Genomic DNA, 26,096 nt, shown 5'->3' with positions numbered 1-26,096 from the left:
AAGTGACGGGAGTGACAGGGGTGTCGCGGGTCAGAGGATCGCTCCGGGGGTGTAGCCGGCCGCCTCCGGGCGCTGCTTCACGATCTCCTCGACCCGGCCGACGACCGTGGCGACCTGCGCGGCCGCCGCGCCCGTGAAGGACAGCTTGTCGGCCATCAGCGCGTCCAGCTGGGCGCGGTCGAGCGGGAGGCGCTCGTCGGCGGCCAGCTTGTCGAGCAGCTCGTTGCGCTCCGCGCCCTGCTCCCGCATGGCCAGGGCGCTGGCGACGGCGTTCTCCTTGATCGCCTCGTGCGCGACCTCCCGGCCCACGCCCGCGCGCACCGCGCCCATCAGCACCTTGGTGGTGGCGAGGAACGGCAGGTAGCGGTCCAGCTCGCGGGCGACGACCGCCGGGAACGCGCCGAACTCGTCGAGCACCGTCAGGAACGTCTCCAGCAGACCGTCGAGCGCGAAGAACGCGTCCGGCAGTGCGACCCGGCGCACCACCGAGCAGGACACGTCGCCCTCGTTCCACTGGTCGCCCGCCAGCTCGCCGGTCATCGACGCGTAGCCGCGCAGGATGACCATCAGGCCGTTGACGCGCTCGCAGGAGCGGGTGTTCATCTTGTGCGGCATCGCCGAGGAACCGACCTGGCCCGGCTTGAAGCCCTCGGTCACCAGCTCGTGCCCGGCCATCAGCCGGATCGTCTTCGCCAGCGAGGAGGGGGCCGCCGCCAGCTGCACCAGCGCGGTGACGACCTCGTAGTCCAGCGACCGCGGGTAGACCTGGCCGACGGAGGTGAACGCCTGCGAGAAGCCGAGGTGACCGGCGATCCGGTCCTCCAGCTCGGCCAGCTTCGCGGCGTCGCCGCCCAGCAGGTCCAGCATGTCCTGCGCGGTGCCGACCGGGCCCTTGATGCCGCGCAGCGGGTAGCGGCCGAGCAGCTCCTCGATCCGGCCGTACGCCACGAGCAGCTCGTCGGCGGCGGTGGCGAACCGCTTGCCGAGGGTGGTGGCCTGCGCGGCCACGTTGTGCGAGCGGCCGGCCATGACCAGCTCGCCGTACTCGGCCGCCAGCTTGGCCAGCCGCGCCAGCACGGCCACCGTACGGTCGCGGACGAGCTCCAGCGAGAGCCGGATCTGGAGCTGCTCGACGTTCTCCGTCAGGTCGCGGGACGTCATGCCCTTGTGGACCTGCTCGTGCCCGGCGAGGTCGTTGAACTCCTCGATCCGCGCCTTCACGTCGTGCCGCGTGACCTTCTCGCGCTCGGCGATGGAGGCCAGGTCGACGGTGTCGAGGACGCGTTCGTAGTCGGCGATCGCCGCGTCCGGCACCTCGATCCCGAGGTCCTTCTGGGCCTTCAGCACGGCGAGCCAGAGCTGACGCTCCAGCTTCACCTTCTGTTCGGGGGACCAGAGCGTGGCGAGCTCGGTGGAGGCGTAGCGTCCGGCGAGGACGTTCGGGATGCGGGGCTTGGCGGGCGCAGAAGTCACGTGTCCGGAGTTTACCGGGCGTCCATACAGGTTCCGAACCGTCCACGTGCTGTAGGAACCTACAGGTCAGGGGCCCTTGGTCGCGCGAGTTTGCGCTGGTGGTCCCTGGTCAGCGGCGGCGGGTGGCCAGGGTGATGAGGAACTGGCCGCCGCCCGGCTCGATGTCGGCGGTCACCGGCAGCCCCGGTACGAGTCGGGAGAACCGGTCCACCAGCCAATCCGCCGCCTCTTGGGCGTCCCGCCTGGTCGGACAACGGCCCACCACCTCGCGGCCCCCCTTGCGCTCCAGCCTCCCGGCAACGGTGATCAGCGGCGCGGGTTCGACCACGTACAGGCGGTCCGGCCAGGCGATGAGCACCTTGACCGCACCCTTGCGGGTGTTGCATCCGCGGTGCGCGAGCCGCTCGGCGACCTTGGCCTTCCGGTCGGCAGTCCGGCTGTCGACGCTGGGCCCCCGCGGGTCGTTCACCGACTCGTCGGGGTCGACCGCTTCGTCACATACCCAGCAACGCCAGCCGTCGCGCTCGGCCACATCATCAAGGAGACTCATCCGAGCAAACTAGCCTGCCCGGCCGCCACCCCGCGCACCAGGGCCGCGGCAACGTCCTTAACACCGGCCAACGATGCTGCAACGCTCGGCAACCAGCATCACCGATGCTTTGACCTGTGTGAATGCCGAACCTTGATGGTCCACCAAGGTATCGGGGCGTCCATCCGCTCCGTGTCGGACTCGCTGGTCGCCTTCACCTCGTATAGGTGTGTGGTGCCGCGGCAGGCGACCTCGAAGTCGCGGCCGTGGCCGTGGCCGTGGCCGTCGGACGCTGCCGCGTTCTCGTCGAGGACCGCGGCGTAGCCCGAGACCCGGCGGACCTCGGCGTATCGGCGCTCCAGCCAGGCGCGTGCGGAGACCTCGCCCACCAGCGCCGATGACCGCTTTCTGGTCCTCCTCGTTCGTGGCCTCGACCAGGGCCTCGGAAACCGCGTCGGCGCGGTCGGCGCCGGCCAGACAGACCAGGACGGGGCGCAGTTGCCGGACTGTGTGGGGCAGGTCGTTCGTGAGGCCTCGCCACAGTTTCCGAGATCCTCCGGCATGTGGGTCGTAGGCGACGCCGTCATCTCGAGGGCCGCTGTGCCCGCTCCACATCCGCCTCAACGGCGTCGCTCACACCAAACCGCAGGTCATTCCCCCAAATCGAGAACGCCGACGCCCCGGGTGGCCGTACGGCGCGTGCGCCGAACGGCTACCCGGATCGGGGCGCCTTCCGGCACTCCGTTGTAGGCGGTCGAACGATCTACCGCCTACTTCAATTGCATGGCGAAGATTGAACCGCCCAATCGGATGACATCGCTATTGGCGAAATAAAAGGAAGGTCCCATGAGCCTGCCCCAGCATTGGTGGAGTGCAAGTCAAAGTTATGTCTCGGAGATCCTCTCGCTGTTCGCAGCCGCGCCCGATCGAGATGTCGTTCATTGGCGAGGCGAAGCCTTCTCCGGTAGTGACCTGATTCGGTCCGTGACTGAGACGTTTCTTGCGCTGCGCAACCGCGGAGTGGGCAAGGGGGATGTAGTAGCGATTCTGGTCGCACCCAACAGCCCTGAGATGCTCACCGTGCGGTACGCGACACATCTGCTCGGCGGTGCCGTGTGCTATGTGCGAACCACTAATCCTGGTACCAGGACAACGGTCCTTCCGTTGGATCACCAGATCCAAATCTTGCGCGAGACCGAAGCCGTGACCGTCTATGCCGATGCCGAAAGTTCGGAGCGCGCGACAGAGCTCGCTGATGGTAGTGGGATCCCTGTAACGCGACGTCAACATGGGGAACGCAATGAGGTCGGCCGGGTCGATTTTGCCGATACCCCGGACGCCGTGTCATGGGAGCCGGATGCGCTGGCCTTCATCGGCTTCACGAGTGGCAGCACGGGACGGCCCAAAGGCATCCGGTTGGCGGGCCGCGCGTGGGAAGCCACCATGCGTGCATGGATGGAGGTTGGTCGTGAATACGACTGTGCGTCGATCCTGGTGTCGACCCCTCTGAGCCATGGCGTTGCCGCGATGGCAGACGCAGTCTTCGCCTTGAGCGGAGCGCTCTATCTCCATGAGAGCTTCGATGCCGAGAAATTCGTGGACACCGTCTCCGTGGAGAAGGAGGTCTCGTGGACGTTCATGGCGACAAATCACGTGTTCCAACTCATCGACCATCTGCTCGAGCGAGGAATCCGCGACAGTGACGCTGTGGAATCCGCGGGCCTGTCTTCGCTGAAGCGGATTGTCTACGGCGGCAGCCCCGCGGCGCCCGCTAGAATTGCACAGGCTTTTCGGCTTTTCGGCCCTGTTCTGGCGCAGGGGTATGCCACGAGTGAGAGCGGTCGGATCACGATCCTGACACCTCCCGAGCATGGCGACCCGGATCTCGCGGCCACCGTCGGGCAACCCTTCCCTGAGGTGGAGGTCGTCGTCTGCAACTCGGATTCGGGTGCGCAGTTGGCGGCGGGGGAAATCGGCGAGGTCCGCGTCCGCTCGCCTCAGATGATGGACGGCTATAACGGCGATCCGGAATTGACTGCACGAGTTCTTCGTGACGGCTGGTATTTCACCGGAGATATCGGCTCTCTCGACGAGCGAGGCTATTTGACTCTCTTGGGTCGGGTGGCCCACGTCATCAAGGTCGGTGGCGTCAAGGTTCATCCAATAGTTCTCGAGGCGGAAATTCTTTCCCACCCAGGTGTCCGGCACGCCGCCGTCTACGGCGTGCGAGACGAGGATGGAAGCGAGCATATCCACGCCGCAATCGAATGCGATCCGGCTGAGGTGGTCGAAGTAGAAGATATCCGCGCGAGAATTGCTGAGGCGCTGTCCCAGATTCACGTGCCCGAGAAGATACACATCTTGAGCACTCTGCCGATGAATAGCAACGGCAAGCCCGACAAGGTGCTCCTGAAATCGCAATATTCCTAGCGCAGACCTTTCGGTTCGCAGGTCAATCCAACCGCTACGTCGAGAAGGCGAGTGAATGAACGTTCACCTGGCATCATACCTGAGTGGGGAAACCGCTGACGATCTCGCTGAAAGCAAGCGCGATTTCCTGGAGATCGGCCGTATTTCCGGTAATTACCCCATGGCCACTGCGCGGCGCGATGGGGTGGATTCGGAAGTAAGTGTCTGGTGCAGCAACGACTATCTGGGAATGGGTCAGAATCGCCAGGTCATCGCTGCCGTGCAAGCCGCGATAGATACCCATGGCGTAGGCTCCGGAGGTTCCCGGAATATCGGTGGAACCAACCATCATCACGTCCTTCTCGAAAATGAGCTGGCGGATCTGCACGGCAAGGAAGCCGCTCTCCTTTTCACATCGGGATACACGGCCAACGAGGGATCTCTCACCGTGCTGGCGGGGCTGCCGAAAGATACCGTCGTATTTTCCGATGCGAAGAACCACGCCTCGATCATCGACGGTCTCCGGCACAGCGGTGCGAAGAAGCACGTCTTCAGGCATAACGACGTCGCCCACCTGGAAGAATTGATCGCGGCCGCTCCCGCCGACTGCCCGAAGCTTATCGTCGTGGAAACGGTCTATTCCATGTCGGGCAATGTTGCGCCGCTCGCCGAGATTGCCGACATTGCGGACAAATACGGTGCCACGACCTTCATCGACGAGGTCCACGCGGTCGGCATGTACGGCCCGCAGGGCGCCGGCATCGCCGCGCGGGAAGGCATAGCCGATCGGTTCACGGTCGTGATGGGTACCTTGGCAAAGGGTTACGGAACGGTCGGCGGCTACATTGCGGGACCGGCGGCCCTCGTGGACGCGGTGCGGACCTACGCGCGCTCGTTCGTCTTCACCACCTCGCTGCCGCCGGCGGTCGCGGCCGGTGCGCTGGCGTCGGTTCAGTACCTGCGGTCCTCCGATGTCGAGCGAAAGCTCCTCTCGGAGAATGCGCGGCTTCTGCACAGTCTTCTGATCGCGGCCGATATCCCGTTCATTTCGACGGACTCCCATATCGTTGCGGCCTTCGTCGGTGATGACGATATGTGCAAGCGGGCGTCCCAGCTGATGTTCGAGCGGCACGGGATCTACGCCCAGTCCATCAATGCCCCCAGTGTGCCCGCGGGCGAGGAGATCCTGCGCATCGCTCCGTCTGCCGTGCACGATCAGAACGATGTCGAGGAATTCGCCCACGCCCTTCATGGAATCTGGAAGGAATTGAACATCCCGACCGCGAGTGCCCGGGACTGGATCACGTCCGGGCTCCGTGGCGGCGGCGCTCTCACCGCCGCGAAAGACGGACTGCCGCCGCAGTGACCATGTCAGTTGCCGGCGTGCTGGCCGACACGGCGGCGCAGCGACCCGACCACTCCGCCGTGATCTACGAGTCCGAGCATTTCACCTACGGGTGGCTGTGGGAACAGGCACGTCGCTACGCCTCCGTGCTGCGAGCCAACGGGGTACGGCCAGGAGACCGGGTCGCCATGCTCCTGGTCGACACCCCGCAGTTTCCCGCTGTGTACTTCGGCGTGCTGGCGGCCGGCGCCGTCGCGATCCCGCTGAACGTCATGTCGACCGCGTCGGAGATCGATCACGTACTGACCGATGCCGACGCCCGTTTTCTGGTGTGCGCCGCCTCCTTGCTCGCCCAGGCGAGAGAGGCGGCGGCGCCGCTCGGCACGGTGCTCCTCACCGTCGGCCCGGGCCCCGCGGGCACTGTCGACCTGGAGAACGCGGCACAGGACACAGTGCCGATCGACGATTCCGCGGTGCGAGAACCCGACGATGTCGCGGTCGTGTTCTACACGTCCGGTACGACGGGTGAGCCGAAAGGGGTGATGCTCACCCACCGGAATATTCTGTACAACGTCGAGAGGATGGTCACCACTCCGTACGCGTTCCGGAGTGACGACGTATTGCTCGGGTGTTTGCCGCTGTCGCACGGCTTCGGTCAGATTTGCGGCATGCTGACTGGCTTCCGCGCCGGTATATCCATCGTCATGATGCCGAGGTTCTCCGGGCGGGAGGCTCTCGCGCTGATGACGAAACACGGGTGCACGGTTTTCATGGGCGTGCCGACCATGTATTTCAAGTTGCTCGACGCGGTGGCCCAGGGAGAGCAGGTTCCTCGGCTCGACCGCGTGTACAGCGGGGGATCGGCGCTTCCGGTCAAGACCCTCGAGGATGTCCGAAGCGCGTTCGGATGTCCTGTGTACGAGGGCTACGGGATGACCGAGACCTCCTGCAGCGTTGCCTATCACTATCCCGGCCTGACTTTTCGACCCGGAACAGTCGGTGTGCCGATCACTGGCATTGCTGTCGGTATAGCTCGGCCGAATGCCGACAGGATCGATCTCCTGCCCGTCGGTGAGGTGGGCGAGATCGTGGTGCGCGGTCCGAACGTCATGGCGGGATATCTCGGTCGCCCGGATATCACCGCTGAGGTTTTGATCGACGGCTGGTTCCTTACCGGCGATCTCGGCAGGCTGGACGGCGACGGCTACCTTTCGGTCGTGGGCCGTAAGAAGGACTTGATTCTGCGTGGCGGCTACAACGTCTATCCGCGCGAAATCGAGGAGATCCTCGTCGGGCATCCGGCCGTGGCACAGGTGGCGGTTATCGGTGTTCCGCACCTTGAGCTCGGTGAGGAGGTCTGGGCGATTGTTGTGCCTGCCCGGCCGGAGGACGTCACCTCTGGATCGGATGAAGAGATCATCGAATGGGGCAGGCAGCGGATCGCCGCATATAAATACCCTCGTCGAGTCGAGTTCACCGACGCTCTCCCGATGGGAACCAGCGGAAAAGTTCTCAAGCGGATGCTCGTCTCGAAATACGAGCCGACCGCCAGCTCGTAGCTGCAAACGAAAGTTCCCTGCAGAACCCTTCGAGGTGCTGTCCGGAATCCGACGGGGCCCTCACTCTCGGAGCTGGCTTTGGATCGTCCGGTCCCTGATGCGGCTGACCGGCCGCCACAGAATCAATTGGCGTAGCACCCGCAGCACGGCTGCGGGTGCTACGCCTCCGCTCAAGCATCGTACGTAACAACAGGTAGGGCGGATCGACCATGGTTGAATTCCAAGCGGACACGTCGGCATCGACCGAGGCGATCGCCATCGTCGGTATATCCTGTCGACTGCCGCATGCGGAGAACCCCGCTCAGCTGTGGCAGCTGCTACGCGACGGCCGCAGCGCGATCGGCGCGCCCCCGGCAGGCCGCCCCGAACTGCTCTCTCGGCCGGGGGGCTATCTCGAGGACGTCAGCGGCTTTGATGCAGGCTTCTTCGGCATCAGTCCGCGTGAGGCGTCGTCGATGGACCCGCAGCAGCGGCTGATGCTTGAGCTCGCCTGGGAGGCACTGGAGGACGCCAGGATCCTCCCGTCCGATCTTGCCGACAGTCGGACCGGTGTCTTCGTCGGCGTCATCGCCGACGATTATGCTGCCCTCACACGTCAGCACGGGGTCGAAGGCATCACCCGCCACACCCTGACCGGTCTCAACCGCGGCGTCGTTGCCAACCGGATCTCCTACACCCTGGGTCTGCACGGACCGAGTGCGGCCGTGGACACCGGCCAGTCCTCCTCGCTGGTCGCTGTGCACCTGGCGGTCGAGAGCCTGCGCCGCGGCGAGTCCGCCATGGCCATCGCCGGCGGTGTCAACCTCAATTTGGTGCCGGACAGCACCATCGGCGCGGAGCGGTTCGGCGCACTCTCACCAGACGGTCTCAGCTTCACTTTCGACGCCAGGGCGAATGGATATGTACGCGGTGAGGGCGGCGCGTTCGTGGTGCTCAAGCCGCTGCACGCCGCCGTGGCAGACGGCGACCCGGTCTACTGCGTGCTGCACGGCAGCGCGATGAACAACGACGGGACGACCGAGGGTCTCACCGTACCGAGTCCGGCCGGCCAGCAGGATGTCCTGCGGCAGGCGTACGAGCGGGCCAAGGTGTCCGCGGAGCAGGTGCAGTACGTCGAATTGCACGGCACGGGTACCAAGCTGGGCGACCCGATCGAAGCGTCGGCTCTGGGCGCGGTGCTCGGTGACGGCCGCGTGGACGGAGCTGAGCTGCGGGTCGGATCGGTGAAGACCAACGTCGGACACCTCGAGGGTGCCGCCGGCATCGTCGGCTTGCTGAAAGCGGCGCTCTGCATCCGTAACCGCGAGCTCGTGCCGAGCCTGAACTTCGAAACCCCCAACCCAGACATTCCGTTCGACGAGTTGAAGCTCGCCGTGCAGCGAAGCCTCGAGGCATGGCCGCGGCCGGACGAGCCGCTCTACGCAGGTGTCAGCTCGTTCGGTGTGGGCGGTACAAACTGCCACGTCGTGCTTTCGGACTGGCGCACCGAGTCGGCGGCGGAGGAGTCGCCTGGCGCTGAGTCCGGCTCGGGTGTGGTGCCGTGGGTGGTGTCGGGCAAGTCGGCTGAGGCTGTGGCCGGTCAGGCGGGGCGGCTGGTGTCGTTCCTGGAGGGGCGTCCGGGGCTGGATGTCGCGGCGGTGGGTCGTTCGCTTGCGGTGTCGCGTGCTCGTTTCGATCATCGTGCGGTGGTTGTGGGGGAGACTCGCGAGGAGCTTCTGACGGGTGTTCGGGCGTTGGCTGCGGGTGTGCCTGCGGCTGGTGTGGTGTCGGGTCGTGCGGTGCCGGGTGGTGCGGGTAAGACGGTGTTCGTCTTCCCTGGTCAGGGTTCGCAGTGGCAGGGCATGGCGCTTGAGCTCTTCGACTCCTCCCCGGTGTTTGCAGGGCGGCTGGTGGAGTGTGAGCGGGCGTTGGCGCCGTTCACGGACTGGTCGCTGCTGGAGGTGCTGCGCGGTGTGGAGGGTGCGCCTGATTTCGACCGGGCGGATGTGGTGCAGCCCGCGTTGTGGGCGGTGATGGTGTCGTTGGCGGCGTTGTGGCGTTCGGTGGGCATCGAGCCGGATGCGGTGGTCGGTCACTCACAGGGTGAGATCGCGGCGGCTGTGGTTGCTGGTGCGTTGTCGCTCGAGGATGCGGCGAAGATCGTCGCGTTGCGTAGCCGGGCGATCGTGAAGCTGGCCGGTACGGGTGGGATGGTGTCGGTAGCTCTGCCGGCCGACGAGGTTCGCGAGCTCATCGCCCCTTGGGGCGGCGCGATCGATATCGCCGCACACAACGGCCCCGTGAGCACGGTCGTCTCCGGCGACCCGGAGGCCCTGGCCGACCTCGTCGCTCAAAGTGAGGTCAAGGGCTACCGTGCCCGCACCATTCCGGTCGACTACGCCTCTCACTCCGCCCACGTTGACTTGCTGGAGGACGAGCTGCGGGAGCTGTTGGCCGGCGTCATGCCGCGTACCGGTGACATCAGGTTCTTCTCCACTGTCACCGGGCAGCCGCTGAACGGTGAGGAGCTCGACGGCGGGTACTGGTTCCGCAACCTCCGCCGGACCGTCCGGTTGGAAGAGGCCACCCGTGCTCTGCTCGGCGACGGGCATCGCGTCTTCATCGAGGTCAGTGCGCACCCGGTGCTCACCTCGGCCCTCAGTGACACGGCCGAAGAGGCCGGCGTCGGCGGCACTGTCGTCGTCGGATCGCTGCGGCGCGACGACGGTGGACAGGATCGTTTCCTGGCCTCGGTCGCAGAGGCGCACGCCAACGGTGTGGAGGTGGACTGGGAGCGGTTCCTGCCGGGTTCGGGTCTGGTGGATCTGCCCACGTACGCCTTCCAGCGCGAGCGCTTCTGGCTGGAAGGTTCGGCGACCGGGCCGGTCCGGGTCCGGACCGCCGCGGCACAGCGGAGCGGTCCGAAGCGGTCCGCGCCGCGCGGCGATGAGCTGGAGCTGGTGCGTGCGCACGTGGCGGCAGTGCTCGGCCACGGAGCGGCCCGCGACGTGGACATCGACACGACCTTCAAGGAACTGGGCTTCGACTCCGTCTCGTCCGTCGAGCTTCGGAACGCGCTGAACAGGGCCACCGGGCTGTCGCTGCCCTCCGGCCTCCTTTTCAACCACCCGACCCCGGCCATACTCGCCGAACACCTCAGTGGTCAGCTCCTCGGCCTGGACCAGGGCCAGGATGACGATGAGTACGAGGCGATAGCCCTTGACGAGCCGATCGCGATCGTGGGCATGGCATGTCGGCTGCCGGGAGGGGTCGCCTCTCCGGAGGACCTGTGGCGTCTGGTCAGCAGCGAGGTCGATGCGGTCGGCGGATTCCCGACCAACCGAGGCTGGGACCTTGATTCGCTCTTCACCCCCGATCCGGACAGCCCCGGCACGACCTACGCCACCAAAGGTGGTTTCCTGCACGATGCGGACCGGTTCGATGCCGAGTTCTTCGGCATCAGTCCTCGCGAGGCGGCGGCCATGGAGCCCCAGCAGCGGCTGCTGCTGGAGACGGCCTGGGAGGCCTTCGAGCAGGCGGGCATCGACCCCGCCGCGCTGCGCGGCACCCGCACCGGTGTGTACGTGGGCGCGACGGCACAGGAGTACGGGCCGCGGCTGCACGAGCCGTCCGGCGGATACGACGGCTACCTGCTGACGGGCAGCACCGCCAGTGTGGCCTCGGGCCGGGTCGCCTACACCCTGGGGCTGGAGGGCCCGGCGGTCACGGTCGACACAGCGTGCTCGTCCTCGCTGGTCGCGCTGCACCTGGCGAGCCAGTCGCTGCGGCAGGGCGAGTGCTCCGTGGCCGTCGCCGGCGGTGTGTCCGTCATGGCCACGCCCGGCATGTTCGTGGAGTTCTCCCGGCAGCGCGGGCTGTCGCCGGACGGGCGTTGCAAGGCGTTCTCCTCGTCGGCGGACGGTACGGGCTGGGCCGAGGGTGTGGGTCTGCTGGTGCTGGAGCGGCTGTCGGACGCGGAGCGCAACGGGCGCCGGGTGCTCGCGGTGATCCGTGGTTCCGCCGTGAACCAGGATGGTGCGAGCAACGGTCTGACGGCCCCGAACGGGCCTTCGCAGGAGCGGGTCATCCGCGCCGCGCTGGCCAACGCCCGCCTGTCGGCGTCCGAGGTGGACGCGGTGGAGGCGCACGGCACGGGCACCAAGCTCGGCGACCCGATCGAGGCTCAGGCGCTGCTGGCCGCCTACGGCCAGGACCGCGAAGAGCCGCTTCGACTCGGCTCGCTGAAGTCGAACATCGGTCACACGCAGGCCGCGGCGGGTGTCGCGGGCGTGATCAAGATGGTCATGGCCATGCGTAACGGGGTTCTCCCGGCGACGCTGCACGTGGACGAGCCGACCGCGCACGTCGATTGGTCGGCCGGCGCGGTGGAGCTGCTGACGCAGGCCCAGGAGTGGCCGGAGCTCGACCGTCCGCGCCGGGCGGGCATCTCGTCCTTCGGCATCAGCGGTACCAACGCACACCTCATCGTCGAGCAGGTCACGGAGATCGAAGCTCCGGTGGAGGAGCCGTCGGTGCCGGGTCCGGTGCCGTGGGTGGTGTCGGGCAAGTCGGGGGCTGCTCTGTCGGAGCAGGCGGATCGGCTGGTGTCGTTCCTGGAGGAGCGGCCGGAGCTGGACGTCGTGGCTGTGGGCCGTTCGCTGGCCGTGTCGCGTGCTCGTCTCGATCACCGTGCGGTGGTCGTGGGGGAGACCCGTGAGGAACTCCTGGACGCTCTGCGGGCGCTGACCCCGGGCGCGGCCGTCTCGGCGGGTTCGGTTGCGTTCCTGTTCTCCGGGCAGGGCAGTCAGCGCGTGGGTATGGGCCGTGAGCTGTATGCGGCGGAGCCGGTGTTCGCGGCTGCGTTCGACGAGGTCGTCGGGGCGTTGGACGTCCACTTGGACCGTTCGCTCGCCGGGGTGATCGAGGGCGAGTCGGAGCTGCTTCAGCGGACGGTGTTCACTCAGCCGGCGTTGTTCGCGGTCGAGGTGGCCCTGTTCCGTCTGCTGTCTCATTACGGGGTGACCCCGGATTATCTGGTGGGTCATTCGGTTGGTGAGCTGGCGGCGGCCCATGTGGCGGGTGTGCTGTCTCTTGAGGACGCTGCGCGTTTGGTGTGTGCGCGGGCGCGTCTGATGGAGGGTGTTGCCGAGGGTGGGGCGATGGTTGCCCTGAACGCGGGGGAAGCGCGCGTCGCCAAGTGGCTTGAGGGTCGTTCCGGTGTGGATGTGGCCGGGTTCAACAGCCCTGCCGGCACCGTGATTTCGGGTGACGAGACGGCAGTGCTCGAAGTCCTGGAGCTGGCTCGCGGGGAGGGTGTGAAGGCGACGCGGCTGAAGGTGAGCCGTGCCTTCCACTCCGCGCACCTGGACGGAATGCTGGCGGAGCTCACCGAGGTCGCCCGGACTCTGACCTATTCGGCTCCCCGGATCCCGGTCGTTTCGAATGTCACCGGTGAGGTGGTCGAGGGGTTCACTGCCGAGTACTGGGCTGTTCAGGCCCGTTCGGCGGTCCGTTTCGCCGACGGCATCGCCACGCTGGCCGGTCTAGGTGTGACGGCGTTCGTGGAGCTGGGTCCCGACGGGACGCTTGCGGGTCTGACGGGCGAGTGCCTGGCCGACACCGAGGGCGTCGTCGTGGTTCCGGCGCTGCGCAGGGACCGTGCCGAGAAGAGTTCCCTCCTCGCCGCCTTGGGCGCTGTGCACGGACATGGTGTGGGTGTGGACTGGGAGGGGTTCCTGCCGGGTTCCGGTGTGGTGGAGCTGCCGACGTATGCGTTCCAGCGTGAGCGTTTCTGGTTGGACGCGCCGCGTTCCGGTGATGCGGCGGGTCTGGGTCTGACGGCTGTGGATCATCCGTTGCTGGCCGCGGTGATCACCGAGCCTGATGGTGACGCGGTGCAGTTCTCCGCGGCGGTGTCGCCGTCTTCGCATCCGTGGTTGGCTGATCACACGATCGGCGGGACGGTCCTCGTTCCCGGGACGGTGTTCCTGGAGCTTGCGGGCACCGCGGCCGAGCAGCTCGGTTACGCCACCGTCGAGGAACTCACCCTCCAGGCACCCCTGGTCCTCGCGGAGAAGACGCGCGCCCAGCTGCGACTGACCGTCGACCGGGCCGACGCGCGCGGCGACCGTCAGTTCACCGTGTACGCGCGGACCGGCGAAGAGCAGTGGACCGCCCACGCGGCCGGCCTGCTCACGTCCTCCGTCCCCTCGCCGGGCGTCTCCCTGGACCAGTGGCCCCCGGCCGATGGCACCCCCATCCCGCTGGACGGCGTCTACGACCGCCTCGACGACTTGGGCTACGGCTACGGGCCGGCCTTCCACGGGCTGCGCGCCGCCTGGCGCGCCGGCGACGACCTCTTCGCCGAGGTCGCCCTGCCCGACCAGCTCCACACCGAAGCCGCGCGCTTCGGCGTGCACCCCGCCCTCCTCGACGCGGTTCTGCACCCGCTCGTGCTGGAGGCCGCGGCCTCGGCGCAGGACGACAGCACGATCCGTCTGCCGTTCTCGTTCTCGGGCTTCGTGCTGCACGCGGTCGGTGCCACGGTGCTGCGCGTCCGCTGGACCCGTACCGGCCAGGACACGGCCCGTCTCGCTCTCGCCGACGGCGCCGGCGCTCCGGTGGCGGCGATCGAGTCGGTCGCCCTGCGACCGATCGCCCGCGATCAGCTCGCCGTGGCCGGCCCGGCCGTGGAGTCCCTGTACCGGGTGGCCTGGGAGGCCGTCCCGGCGGCCGAGCCGGTCGCCGACCAGCGGTGGGTCCGGCTGGGCGAGGCGCCCTACGCCGACCTCGCCGCGCTCGGCGCCGCGGTCGACGGCGGATCTGCCGTACCGGAGTTCGTGGTGATCGGCCAGCAGGAACTCGTCGTCGGCACCACCGGTGATGTGCTCGACCAGACCCACGCCACGGCGGCGCGCGGGCTGGAGGCGGTGCGGGAATGGCTGGCCGCCCCGCAGTTCGCGGAGAGCCGCCTCGTCCTCGTCGTGCCGGACGGCGCGCTGCACACGGCCCCGCTCGTGGGCCTGATCCGTACGGCGCAGACCGAGCAGCCCGGCCGACTGGTCCTCGCCCACGTGGACGAGGGTGGTCTGGAGCTGCTGCCTGCCGTGCTGGCTTCGGGTGAGCCTGAGGTGGCGGTGCGGGGCAGCGGGTTGTTCGTGCCGCGTCTGGCGCGTGCCGCGGGTGTCGTGGCGGGTGCGGTGGAGGGTCTGGATCCGGAGGGCACGGTCCTGGTGACCGGTGCTCTGGGTACGTTGGGCCGTCTGGTGGCGCGTCGGCTGGTGACGCATCACGGTGCGCGGCGCCTGCTGTTGGTGTCGCGTCGTGGTGGTGAGACTCCGGGTGCTGCCGAGTTCGTGGCGGAGCTGGCGGAGTTGGGTGCGCGGGCTTGGGTGGCGGCGTGTGACGTGTCGGACTTCGACGCGCTGGCGGGTCTGTTGGACGAGGTCGCCGTCGAGCGTCCGCTGACTGCCGTGGTGCATACGGCGGGTGTCTTGGACGATGCGACGGTCGCGTCGCTGTCGGCCGGTCGTCTGGAGCGGGTGATGCGTCCGAAGGTGGACGCGGCCTGGAACCTCCACCGCCTCACCGAGTCCCTCGGCCTCGCCTCGTTCGTCATGTTCTCGTCCATCGCGGGTCTCATGGGCAACGCCGGCCAGGCCAACTACGCGGCCGCGAACACCTTCCTCGACGCCCTCGCGCAGCACCGCCGCGCCCAGAACCTGCCCGCCACCTCCCTCGCGTGGAGCCTGTGGGACAGCGCCGACGGCATGGCCGGAACCCTCGCCGACGCCGACGTCGCGCGGTGGAAGCGGAGCGGAATCGTCCCGCTGACCCCGGACCTGGGTCTCGATCTGTTCGACGCGGCGCTCGCCTCGGCGGAGCCGCTGCTGGTCCCCGCCGAACTCGACCTGGGCGCCCTGCGCGCCCGGGCCGAGGAGAACGCGCTCCCCGAGCTGTTCACCGGCCTGGTCCGCGTCCGGCGCCGCCGGCAGGCGGCCGGCGCCGCCGACTCGTCGTGGGTCCAGCGGCTGATCGCGCTGGCCGCGGAGGAGCGGGCGCAGGCCGTACTCCAGACCGTACGGGAGACCGTGGGGCTGGTTCTCGGGCACGGGGCCAACGCCGACATCGACCCGGCCAAGGCCTTCAAGGACACCGGCTTCGACTCCCTCACGGGTGTCGAACTGCGCAACCGGCTCAACTCGGTGACCGGTCTGCGACTGCCCACCACCCTCGTGTTCGACCACCCGTCGCCCCAGGCGGTGGCGGACTTCCTGCTGGACCGGCTCGACGCGACCGGAACGGCCGTCGCCTCGTCGGTGGTCGCCCACGCCCCGGGACCGGACGAGCCGATCGCCGTGGTCGGCATGGGTTGCCGCTACCCGGGCGGGGTCTCCTCGCCGGAGGACCTGTGGCGGCTCGTGGCGGAGGGCCGGGACGCGATCGACGAGTTCCCGTCCGATCGCGGCTGGGACGTGGAAGGCCTCTTCGACCCGGACCCCGAGAAGATCGGCAAGTCGTACACGCGCAAGGGCGGATTCCTCTACGAGGCCGCCGAGTTCGATGCCGAGTTCTTCGGTCTGAGTCCGCGTGAGGCGATCGCGACCGACCCGCAGCAGCGTGTGCTGCTGGAGGTCGCGTGGGAGGCGCTGGAGCGTGCGGGAGTCGACCCCGCCTCGCTGCGCGGTTCCTCGACCGGTGTCTACGCGGGTGTGATGTACAACGACTACGGGTCGCGGCTGGGGAGTGCTCCGGAGGGCTTCGAGGGGCATTTGCTGACGGGCACGATCGGGAGTGTCCTGTCGGGCCGGGTGGCTTACACGTTCGGTTTCGAGGGGCCGGCGGTGACGCTGGACACGGCGTGTTCCTCGTCGCTGGTGGCGGTGCACCTGGCCGCTCAGGCGCTGCGCCAGGGCGAGTGCTCGATGGCACTCGCCGGCGGTGTCACCGTGATGTCCACGCCGACGACCTTCGTCGAGTTCTCGCGTCAGCGTGGTCTGTCGCCGGACGGGACCTGCAAGTCTTTCGCGGCTTCGGCGGACGGCACGGGCTGGGCCGAGGGCGCGGGCATGCTGGTGCTGGAGCGTCTGTCGGACGCTCAGCGGCTCGGGCACGACATCCTTGGTGTGATCCGTGGTTCCGCGGTCAACCAGGACGGTGCGAGCAACGGCCTCACCGCCCCCAACGGGCCCTCGCAGGAACGCGTCATCCGCCAGGCCCTCGCCAACGCCCGCCTCGCTCCGCACGAGGTGGACGCGGTCGAGGCGCACGGCACCGGTACCCGGCTCGGTGACCCGATCGAGGCCAACGCGCTGCTGGCCACCTACGGCCAAGGCCGCGAAGAGCCGCTGCGTCTGGGATCGATCAAGTCGAACATCGGTCACACGCAGGCTGCCGCGGGTGTCGCGGGCATCATCAAGATGCTGATGGCGATGCGTAACGGGGAGCTTCCGGCGACGCTGCACGTGGACGAGCCGACGCCGCACGTCGACTGGTCGACGGGTGCGGTGGAGCTGGTCACCGAGCGTCGGGCGTGGCCGGAGGCGGCGCGTCCGCGTCGCGCGGCCGTGTCCTCGTTCGGCATCAGTGGTACGAACGCGCATGTGGTCCTGGAGCAGGGCCCGGATCCGGTCGCGGCCGGTGAGCCGGTGGTGGCGGGGCTTCCGCTGGTGGTCTCGGCGAAGAGCGAGGCGGCCCTGGCGGCGCGTGCCGGCCAGGTTCGTGAGCTGCTGGCCTCGGAGATCGTCGATGCGGCGCGGGTGGCTTCGGCTCTCGCGACCCGGGTCCCGCACCTCCCCTTCCGGGCGACGGTTTGGGGCGCCGGCCGGGACGAGTTGTTGGCGGGTCTTGAGGCGCTGGCCTCGGGTGGGTCCGCGGCGAACCTGGTGCAGGGTGCGGTCACGGGCTCGGGCAAGACGGTGTTCGTGTTCCCGGGCCAGGGTTCGCAGTGGCAGGGCATGGCTCTGGAACTCTTCGACTCCTCCCCGGTGTTCGCCGCCCGGCTGGTGGAGTGCGAGCGGGCGCTGGCGCCGTTCACGGACTGGTCGCTGCTGGACGTCCTGCGCGGTGTGGAGGGTGCGCCCGGTTTCGATCGGGTGGAGGTGGTGCAGCCGGCGCTGTGGGCGGTGATGGTGTCCCTGGCCGCGTTGTGGCGTTCGGTGGGCATCGAGCCGGATGCGGTGATCGGTCACTCGCAGGGCGAGATCGCGGCGGCCGCGGTGTCGGGGGCGCTGTCGCTGGACGACGCGGCGAAGGTCGTGGCGTTGCGCAGCCAGGCGATCGTGAAGCTGGCGGGTACGGGCGGGATGGTCTCGGTGGCCCTCCCGGCCGACGAGGTCCGCGAGCTCATCACCCGTTGGGACGGCGCCATCGACATCGCCGCACACAACGGCCCGCGTTCCGTGGTGGTCGCCGGAGAGGTGACTGCTCTCGAGGAGATGGTCGCCCACTGCAAGGACAACAAGATGCGCGCCAAGCGCATCCCGGTCGACTACGCCTCCCACTCCGCACACGTCGAAAGCCTGCGGGACGAGCTTCTCGACGCCCTGTCCTCGCTCACCCCGCGCGCCGTCAAGGTGCCCTTCCTCTCCACCGTCACCGGGCAGCCGCTGGACGGCACGGAGCTCGACGGCTCGTACTGGTTCCGCAACCTCCGCCAGACCGTCCAGCTGGAGGAGGCCACCCGGACCCTGCTCGACCAGGGCCACCGCGTCTTCATCGAGGCCAGCGCCCACCCGGTGCTGACCATCGCGCTCCAGGAGACGATCGACGACACGTCGTACGACAGCGCCGTCACCGTGCCCTCGCTCCACCGTGACGAGGGTGGACTCGACGACTTCCTCGCCTCCGCGGCGCAGGCCCACGTCTCGGGCGCCCCGCTCGACTGGGCTGCCGTGGTCGGCGGACCCGGCGCGGTCGTCGACCTGCCGACCTACCCCTTCCAGCGCCGCCGCCACTGGCTGGAGGGCCCGGCGCCGGCCGGGGACGCGGGCGGGCTCGGCATGGCCGCCGAGCGGCACCCGCTCGTCGGCGCCGCGCTCTGGATGGCCGACGCGGACAAGCTGGTCCTGAGCAGCAGGATCGCCCTGAACACGCAGCCCTGGCTGGCGGACCACGCCGTGGCCGGCACCGTGCTGCTTCCGGGTGCCGCCTTCGTGGACCTCGCCATCCGGGCGGGTGACCACACGGGCCTCGACCAGCTCGACGAGCTGACCCTCCAGGCGCCGCTGGTGCTGGCCGGCCGCGGCGGAGTACAGCTCCAGGTCGTGGTCGACGCTCCCGACGAGGAGGGCCGACGCGCGCTGTCGGTCCACTCCCGCCCGGAGCCCGAGTCCGACGACGCCGCGATCCACCCGTGGACCCTGCACGCCACCGGCGTACTGGGTCACGCGGAAGGACGTGCGGGCGTACCGGCCGACACCGCCTGGCCCCCGGCCGGCGCCGAGCCGGTCGACCTGACGGGGGCGTACGACACGCTCGCCGAGCGGGGCTTCCAGTACGGACCCGCCTTCCAGGGCCTGCGGGCGCTGTGGCGCGCCGGCCAGGAGATGTTCGCCGAGGTCGCGCTCCCGAAGGACGTCCCCCCGGGCGAGTTCGGGATCCACCCGGCCCTCCTCGACGCCGCCCTGCACCCGCTGGCGCTCGCGGAGGACGGCCGCCTGGTGCTGCCGTTCGCCTGGACCGGCGTTCGGCTGCACGCGGTGAACGCCACCGTGCTGCGCGTACGGATCACCCCGGAAGGCTCGGGTGCCGCCCTGTCCCTCGTCGACGCGAGCGGTGCGCCGATCGCGTCGGTGAGGACGCTCAGCCTGCGGGCCGTGGACCCCGCGCAGCCGGCCGGCCCGGGCGCCCCCCGCCAGCCGCTGCTCCAGGTGGAGTGGACGACCGCCCCGGAGGCCGCCCCGGCCGCCGGATGGGCCGTCCTCGACGAGTCCGGCCACGGTCTGCCCGCCCCTCTGGGCAGCTACTCGGACCTCGCCGCCATGGTCGGAACCCCGCCGCTCGTCGTGGTCCCCTTCCCCGGCGAGGACGGCCCCGGCGCCGTGGCACACCGGGCCCTGCGGCTGGCCCAGGAGTGGCTCGCCGAGGAGCGGTTCGCCGACTCGTGCCTGGTCTTCGTGACCCGTGACGCGACCACCGCCCGCACGGAGGCCGGACTCGGCTCGGCTCCCGTCTGGGGGCTGGTGCGTACCGCCATGGCCGAGAACCCCGACCGGTTCGGCCTGCTGGACCTGACGGACTGGGACCTCTCCGAGGCCGAGCTCGGCCGTGCGCTGGCCGTACCGGACGCGCAGGTGAGCCTGCGGGACGGGGCACTGCTCGTACCGCGGCTGGTCAAGTCGCCCACGACGGGCGACACCGTGCCCGCCCTGAACCCCGAGGGCACCGTGCTCGTCACGGGCGCCACCGGCACCCTGGGCCAACTGTTCGCCCGCCACCTCGTCGCCGAACACGGCGTACGCCACCTGCTGCTGGCGAGCCGCCGCGGCCGGGACGCGGCGGGCATGCCGGCGCTGGAGGCCGAACTCACGGCCCACGGAGCCGACGTGTCCGTGGTCGCCTGTGACACGGCCGACCGCATGGCGGTCGCCGCGATGCTGGACGCGATCCCCTCGGAGCACCCGCTCACCGCGGTCCTGCACACCGCCGGCGTCCTCGACGACGGCACGCTGCACGCCCTCACGGCAGAGCAGCTCGACACCGTACTGCGCCCCAAGGTCGATGCCGCCCGGCACCTGCACGAGCTGACGGCCGACCTGGAGCTGGACGCGTTCGTCCTGTTCTCCTCGCTGGCCGGTACGGTCGGCACCGCGGGACAGGCCAACTACGCTGCGGCCAACACCTATCTGGACGCCCTCGCGCACCACCGCCAGGCCCTGGGCCTGCCCGGTACGTCGCTGGCCTGGGGCCTGTGGGCCGAGGGCAGCGGGATGACCGGTCACCTGACCGACGCCGACCTCGCCCGCATGTCGCGGGGCGGCATCGCCCCCATCGGCAGAGAGCAGGGGCTGGCGCTGTTCGACGCGGCCCTCGCGACCCGTCGGCCGGTGCTCGTTCCGGCGCTGCTGGACTACACCGGACTGCGGGCACAGAGCGAGGACGGCACCCTGCCCGCGCTCTTCCACGGCCTGGTGCGCCCGGCGCGGCGCGCCGCCGTCGGCGAGCAGACGGGCGGGAACTCCCTCCAGGAACGCCTGGCGCCCCTGGCCCTCCAGGACCAGGAGCGCGCGCTGCTGGAACTGGTCCGCGGCGTGGTGGCCTCCGTACTGGGGCACACCGACGCCGACCAGGTCGCGCCCGACCGGGCCTTCAACGAGCTGGGCTTCGACTCGCTCAAGGCAGTGGAACTGCGCAACCGGCTGAACGCGGCCGCAGGTCTGAAGCTGCCCGCGACGCTGGTGTTCGACTACCCGAACACGGGCGAGCTGGCCGGCTTCCTGCGGACCGAACTGCTCGGCTCGGCCGCCGCGGTGGCCGTGGCCGAACCGGTCGTCGGCGCCTCCGACGAGCCGATCGCGATCGTCGCGATGGCCTGCCGCTACCCGGGCGAGGTCAGCTCCCCGGAGGAGCTGTGGGCGCTGCTGTCCGACGAGCGGGACGCCATCGGCCCGTTCCCGGACGACCGCGGCTGGGACCTGGACGGCCTGTACGACACGGACCCCGACCACGTGGGCACCTCGTACACCCGGCACGGCGGATTCCTCTACGAGGCTCCGCAGTTCGACCCCGAGCTCTTCGGGGTGAGCGCCCGGGAGGCCATCGCCATCGACCCGCAGCAGCGCCTGCTGCTGGAAATCTGCTGGGAGGCCTTCGAGCGCGCGGGCATCGACCCGACCTCTCTCAAGGGCAGCCAGACCGGTGTGTTCGCCGGTGTCATGGCCAACGACTACGCGGCACGACTGAAGGACGCCCCCGAGGCCCTGGAGGGCTACCTGTCGGTCGGCAGCACGGTCAGTGTCGCCTCCGGCCGCGTCGCCTACACCTTCGGCCTGCAGGGACCGGCGATCACCGTCGACACCGCCTGCTCCTCCTCTCTCGTCTCCGTCCACCTCGCCGCGCAGGCGCTGCGGAACGGCGAATGCGGGCTGGCCCTGGCCGGCGGTGTGACCGTACTGGCCGCGCCCACCCTGTTCGTCGAGTTCAGCCGGCAGCGCGCCCTGTCGCCGGACGGCCGCTGCAAGTCCTTCTCCGCGCAGGCGGACGGGGCGGCCTGGGCCGAAGGCGCCGGAATCCTCCTGCTGGAGCGGCTCTCCGACGCCCGGCGCAACGGCCGCCGGATCCTCGGCGTGATCCGCGGAACCGCCGTCAACCAGGATGGTGCGAGCAACGGCCTCACCGCCCCCAACGGCCCCTCCCAGGAGCGGGTGATCCGCCAAGCCCTGACCAACGCGGGCCTGACCACCGCGGACGTCGACGCGCTGGAGGCCCACGGCACCGGCACCACGCTGGGCGACCCGATCGAGGCCCAGGCCGTACTCGCCACCTACGGGCAGGAGCGCCCGTCGCCCCTCCTGATGGGCTCCCTGAAGTCCAACATCGGACACTCCCAGGCCGCCGCCGGTGTGGCCGGCGTCATCAAGATGGTCATGGCGATGCAGCACGGGGTGCTCCCCAAGAGCCTCCACATCGACGAGCCCAGCCCGCACGTGGACTGGTCCGCCGGCGAGGTGGAACTGCTCACCGAGGCGGTGCCGTGGCCCGAGTCCGAGCGGCCGCGCCGGGCAGGCGTGTCCTCCTTCGGCATCAGCGGCACCAATGCCCACGTCATCGTGGAGCAGCCGCCGGTCGAGGGGACGGTCCCGCCGGCCGAGCCGATGCCGGTCGTGCCGCTGCTGCTGTCCGCGCACAACGACGCGGCCCTGCTGGCGCAGGCCGACCAGGTCGGCGCGGCCCTCGCCGACACCGGGCAGCAGGACCTGGCGTCGACGGGCCGGACCCTGGCCGTCGGACGGGCCGGACTGCCGCACCGCGCCGTGGTGGTGGCCTCCACCGCCACCGAAGCGGTCGACGGACTCGCGGCACTGACCGTGCGGGGTACACCCGTGGACGGCCGTACGGCCTTCCTCTTCACCGGTCAGGGCAGCCAGCGACTCGGCATGGGCCGGGAGCTGTACACCGCCTACCCCGCCTACGCCGAGGCCCTGGACGCCGTATGCGAAGAGCTCGACCCATGGCTGGAAACGCCGCTGCTCGACGTCCTCTTCGGTGAGGACCCGGCGCCGCTTGACCAGACCGGCTTCACGCAGGCCGCCCTGTTCGCAACCGAGGTCGCGCTCTTCCGGCTCCTCGAGGGCTGGGGCGTACGGCCGGACTTCCTCGCGGGCCACTCCATCGGTGAGCTGGCCGCCGCGCACGTCGCCGGCGTCCTCTCGCTGGCGGACGCGGCGCAGCTCGTCGCGGCCCGCGGCCGGCTGATGCAGGCACTGCCCGGCGGCGGCGCGATGCTCGCCGTGCAGGCCGAGGAGCAGGAGGTGCTGCCGCTGCTCGCCGGACGGGAGGACCTGCTGGGCATCGCCGCCGTCAACGGCCCCACCTCCGTGGTGCTCTCGGGCGACGCGGAAGCCGTCGAGGCCATCGGAGCCGAACTCTCCGCCCAGGGACGCAAGACCAAGCGACTGCGCGTCAGCCACGCCTTCCACTCCCCGCACATGGACGCGATGCTGGAGGAATTCCAAACGGTCGCGAAGGGGCTCACGTTCGCCGCGCCCACCATCCCGATCGTCTCCACCCTGACCGGGCAGCCGGTCGGCGCCGAGGAACTGACCACGCCCGAGTACTGGGTCCGGCACGTCCGCCGGCCCGTGCGCTTCCTGGACGCGGCACGCGCCCTGGAGGCCGAAGGCGTACGGACCTTCCTGGAGCTCGGCCCGGACGGTGTGCTCAGCGCGATGGGGCAGGACTTCCTCGACGCGGGTTCGCTCCTGGTCCCGGTGCTGCGCGGCGGGCGCCACGAGCCGCACACCGCCGTCACCGCCCTGGCCCACGCCCACGTACGGGGCGTGCCGGTGGACTGGCGCGCACTGTTCGGGGAGAACGCCGGACCGGCCGCGGACCTGCCGACCTACCCCTTCCAGCGCCGGCGCTACTGGCTCACGGAGGGGCCCGGCGGCGGCGACGTCGCCTCGGCCGGACTCGACTCCGCACGGCACCCGCTGCTGGGGGCCGCGGTTCCGCTCGCCGACTCCGACGGTGTCCTGTTCACCGGCCGGATCTCGGCCCGCAGCCACCCCTGGTTCGCCGACCACGCCGTCGCCGGCACCCTGCTGGTCCCGGGCACGGCCCTGGTGGAGCTCGCGCTCCACGCGGGCGCCGCACTCGGCTGCGAGCGGCTGGAGGAACTCGCCCTCCAGGCACCCCTGGTCCTTCCCGACGAGGGTGCGCTCCAGCTCCAGATCACCGTCGGCGGCCCCGACTCAGACGGCCGCAGGCCCGTCGCCGTCCACTCGCGCGGGGACCAGGAAGGCGACGTCTGGAACCGGCACGCCACCGGAACCGTGGTGGCCGCCGTTCCCGGCGGCCCCGAACCCGACCTCGCGTCCTGGCCTCCGGCCGGCGCCGAATCCCAGCCGGTCGAGGACCTGTACGACCGCCTCGCCGACCAGGGCTACGGCTACGGCCCCGCCTTCCAGGGCCTCCAGGCGGCATGGCGCTCGGGCGAGGACCTCTACGCCGAGATACGGCTGTCCGTCGACCCTGATGGATTCGCCCTGCACCCGGCACTGTTCGACGCCGCGTTGCACGCACTGCTCCTGGAGGAGTCGGCCGAACTACGGCTGCCCTTCTCCTTCGGCGGCGTCCAGCTGACCGGGTCCCGGACCGGCGCCCTGCGGGTCAAGCTGTCGGCCGGCCCGGACGGAACGGTCGCGGTCAGCATCGCCGACGAGACGGGCGCGCCGGTCGCCACCGTCGCATCGCTCGCCCTGCGGGCCCTGCCGGCGGGGACCGCGCTGACCCGCCCCTCCGACCAGCACGTGTACGCGGTGGAGCGGGCCGGTGCGGAACTCCCCACCGGCGGCGACCCGACCATCGTGGTCCTCGGCGAGGCCGACCTCGGACTCGTCGCCGAGCACCACGCCGACCTCGCCGACCTGGCCGCCTCGACGGCGGACGGCGCGGCCGCACCCGACGTGGTCGTCCTTCCGGTACGCCCGGCCACTCCGCAGGAGACCGGCCGGGTCACGGAGGAGGTGCTGGCGGTTCTGCGGCAGTGGCTCGCCACCGACGCGTCGGCCGGAGCGCGGCTCGCCGTGGTCAGCACCGGGGAACTGGCGCACAGCGCACTCTCCGGGCTGATGCGGACCGCCGAGTCGGAACACCCGGGACGTTTCCAGCACGTGATCACGGACGGCCTGCCGGCCGGCCGCGAGCTGCTGGCCGCGGCCCTGGCCGACCCCCGACCGCAGCTCGAACTGCACGAGGGACAGGCCTACGTGACCCGGCTCGCCAAGGTCCCGTACCCGGTCCGGACCCCGGCCGTCGACGACGCGTTCGACCCGGAGCGCACGGTCCTGATCACCGGTGGCACGGGCGCACTCGGAGCCCAGGTCGCCCGGCACCTGGTGACCGGCCACGGCGCCCGTCGCCTGCTGCTCACCAGCCGGCGAGGCGGAGCGGAGGACCTGGTCGCCGAACTGGCGGCGCTCGGCGCGGACGTACGGGTCGCGGCATGCGACGCGGCCGACCGCGACGCGCTGGCCGGGCTGCTCGCCTCGATCCCGGTCGAGCACCCGCTCACCGCGGTCGTGCACGCGGCCGGAGTCGTCGAGGACGCCACGCTGGAGGCCATGAGCCCGGAGAGCCTCTCCCGGGTCCTGCGGCCGAAGGTGGAAGCCGCCTGGAACCTGCACGAGCTGACCGCCGGACTGGAGCTGACGGACTTCGTCCTCTTCTCTTCCGTCGCCGGCCTGGTGGGCAACGCCGGACAGGCCGGCTACGCCGCCGGCAACACCTTCCTGGACGCGCTCGCCGAACACCGGCGCGCCGAGGGCCTGCCCGCCGTGTCCCTCGCCTGGGGTATGTGGCAGGACGGCATGGCGAGCGACCTCGACCGTGCCGACCGGGCCAGGCTCGCACGCAGCGGGATCCTGCCGATGCCGACCGACCGGGCACTCGCGGCCCTCGACACGGCCCTGGCCGGAGCCAAGGCGCCACAAGCCGACGGCGAGGCGGGGACCCGACCGGTGCTCGCGCCGGTGGCACTCGACCTCGCGGTACTGCGGAGCCTCGGGGACGCACTGCCCGAGCTGTACCGGGGCCTGGTGCGCACCGAGCGCCGAGCCGGCCGGCGTACCTCCGCTCCGGCGGAGATCCCGCTGGCGCAGCGGCTCACGGGCCTGGACGTGGAAGAGCAGCAGCAGCTGCTGCTCGACTTCGTCAGGGAACAGGTCGGCATCGTCCTGGCCCACCCGGCCCCGCGGACGATCGACGTCCAGCGCGGCCTGCTGGACCTGGGCTTCGACTCCCTCACCGCGGTCGAACTGCGCAACAGGCTGAACACCGCCACCGAACTGCGGTTGCCCAGCACGCTCGTCTTCGACCACCCGACCACCCAAGCCGTCGCCGAATACCTGCGGGGCGAGCTGGTCGGCGAAGTGGCAGACCCGGTCCAGGCAGCCCTGGACGCACTGGAGGCCGCTCTCTCGGCCGCCGGCCCGTCGGACGGCGACGGACCGGCAGGTACGTACGCCGCGCGACTGCGCGGCCTGCTTCGGACGGTGGACGGCGGCCCCGACGGCGCCGACCTCGACCTGGCAACCGACGACGAACTCTTCGCGGCACTTGACAACGAACTCGGCAGGTAGAC

The 26,096-nt window shown here is 70.0% G+C and carries 7 protein-coding genes; 4 read left to right on the top strand and 3 right to left on the bottom strand.

Annotated features, from left to right (window positions below; translation table 11 throughout):
* Positions 1-30: 30 nt before the first annotated feature.
* From purB to OG562_RS05105, 3 genes are all read right to left on the bottom strand, one after another.
* On the bottom strand, positions 31-1,473 hold the full coding sequence (gene purB, locus OG562_RS05115) for an adenylosuccinate lyase (RefSeq protein ID WP_266394120.1): 1,443 nt from the start codon (positions 1,471-1,473) through the stop codon (positions 31-33).
* Positions 1,474-1,582: 109 nt separating this feature from the next.
* Entirely contained in the window at positions 1,583-2,023 is a 441-nt protein-coding gene (locus OG562_RS05110) for a hypothetical protein (RefSeq protein ID WP_266394118.1), read from the bottom strand.
* Between the two features lie 98 nt (positions 2,024-2,121).
* Positions 2,122-2,391, bottom strand: coding sequence for a hypothetical protein (locus tag OG562_RS05105; RefSeq protein ID WP_266394116.1), 270 nt, complete (start codon positions 2,389-2,391; stop codon positions 2,122-2,124).
* Between the two features lie 457 nt (positions 2,392-2,848).
* Here OG562_RS05105 and OG562_RS05100 point away from each other — a divergent pair, with 457 nt between their 5' ends.
* The 4 genes from OG562_RS05100 to OG562_RS05085 all read left to right on the top strand — a co-directional run bounded on the left by OG562_RS05100 (position 2,849) and on the right by OG562_RS05085 (position 26,094).
* Positions 2,849-4,432 carry a class I adenylate-forming enzyme family protein gene (locus tag OG562_RS05100; protein WP_266394114.1) on the top strand — a complete coding sequence of 528 codons (1,584 nt, stop codon included), beginning with the start codon at positions 2,849-2,851 and terminating at the stop codon, positions 4,430-4,432.
* A 55-nt stretch (positions 4,433-4,487) separates the two neighbouring features.
* A complete protein-coding gene (hemA, locus tag OG562_RS05095; protein ID WP_266394112.1) occupies positions 4,488-5,777 on the top strand; it encodes a 5-aminolevulinate synthase in 1,290 nt (429 codons plus the stop codon).
* 2 nt (positions 5,778-5,779) lie between these two features.
* Positions 5,780-7,315 (top strand): long-chain fatty acid--CoA ligase, encoded by a 1,536-nt coding sequence (locus OG562_RS05090; protein WP_266409025.1) that lies wholly within the window; start codon positions 5,780-5,782, stop codon positions 7,313-7,315.
* Positions 7,316-7,524: 209 nt separating this feature from the next.
* Positions 7,525-26,094: a type I polyketide synthase gene (locus tag OG562_RS05085; protein ID WP_266394109.1), complete on the top strand. Its 18,570-nt coding sequence runs from the start codon at positions 7,525-7,527 to the stop codon at positions 26,092-26,094.
* Positions 26,095-26,096 lie beyond the last annotated feature (2 nt).

Source organism: Streptomyces sp. NBC_01275 (genome assembly GCF_026340655.1).
Lineage (GTDB): Bacteria > Actinomycetota > Actinomycetes > Streptomycetales > Streptomycetaceae > Streptomyces.
Note: the sequence above shows the minus strand (reverse complement) of the source record. Positions and strands in the feature narration are given on the sequence as shown.

What these genes read in the sequence shown, in the direction of transcription:
- OG562_RS05110 (WP_266394118.1), bottom strand. Translation starts at nt 2,023, where the DNA reads ATGAGTCTCCTTGATGATGTGGCCGAGCGCGACGGCTGGCGTTGCTGG.
- OG562_RS05100 (WP_266394114.1), top strand. Translation starts at nt 2,849, where the DNA reads ATGAGCCTGCCCCAGCATTGGTGGAGTGCAAGTCAAAGTTATGTCTCG.
- hemA (WP_266394112.1), top strand. Translation starts at nt 4,488, where the DNA reads ATGAACGTTCACCTGGCATCATACCTGAGTGGGGAAACCGCTGACGAT.
- OG562_RS05090 (WP_266409025.1), top strand. Translation starts at nt 5,780, where the DNA reads ATGTCAGTTGCCGGCGTGCTGGCCGACACGGCGGCGCAGCGACCCGAC.
- OG562_RS05085 (WP_266394109.1), top strand. Translation starts at nt 7,525, where the DNA reads ATGGTTGAATTCCAAGCGGACACGTCGGCATCGACCGAGGCGATCGCC.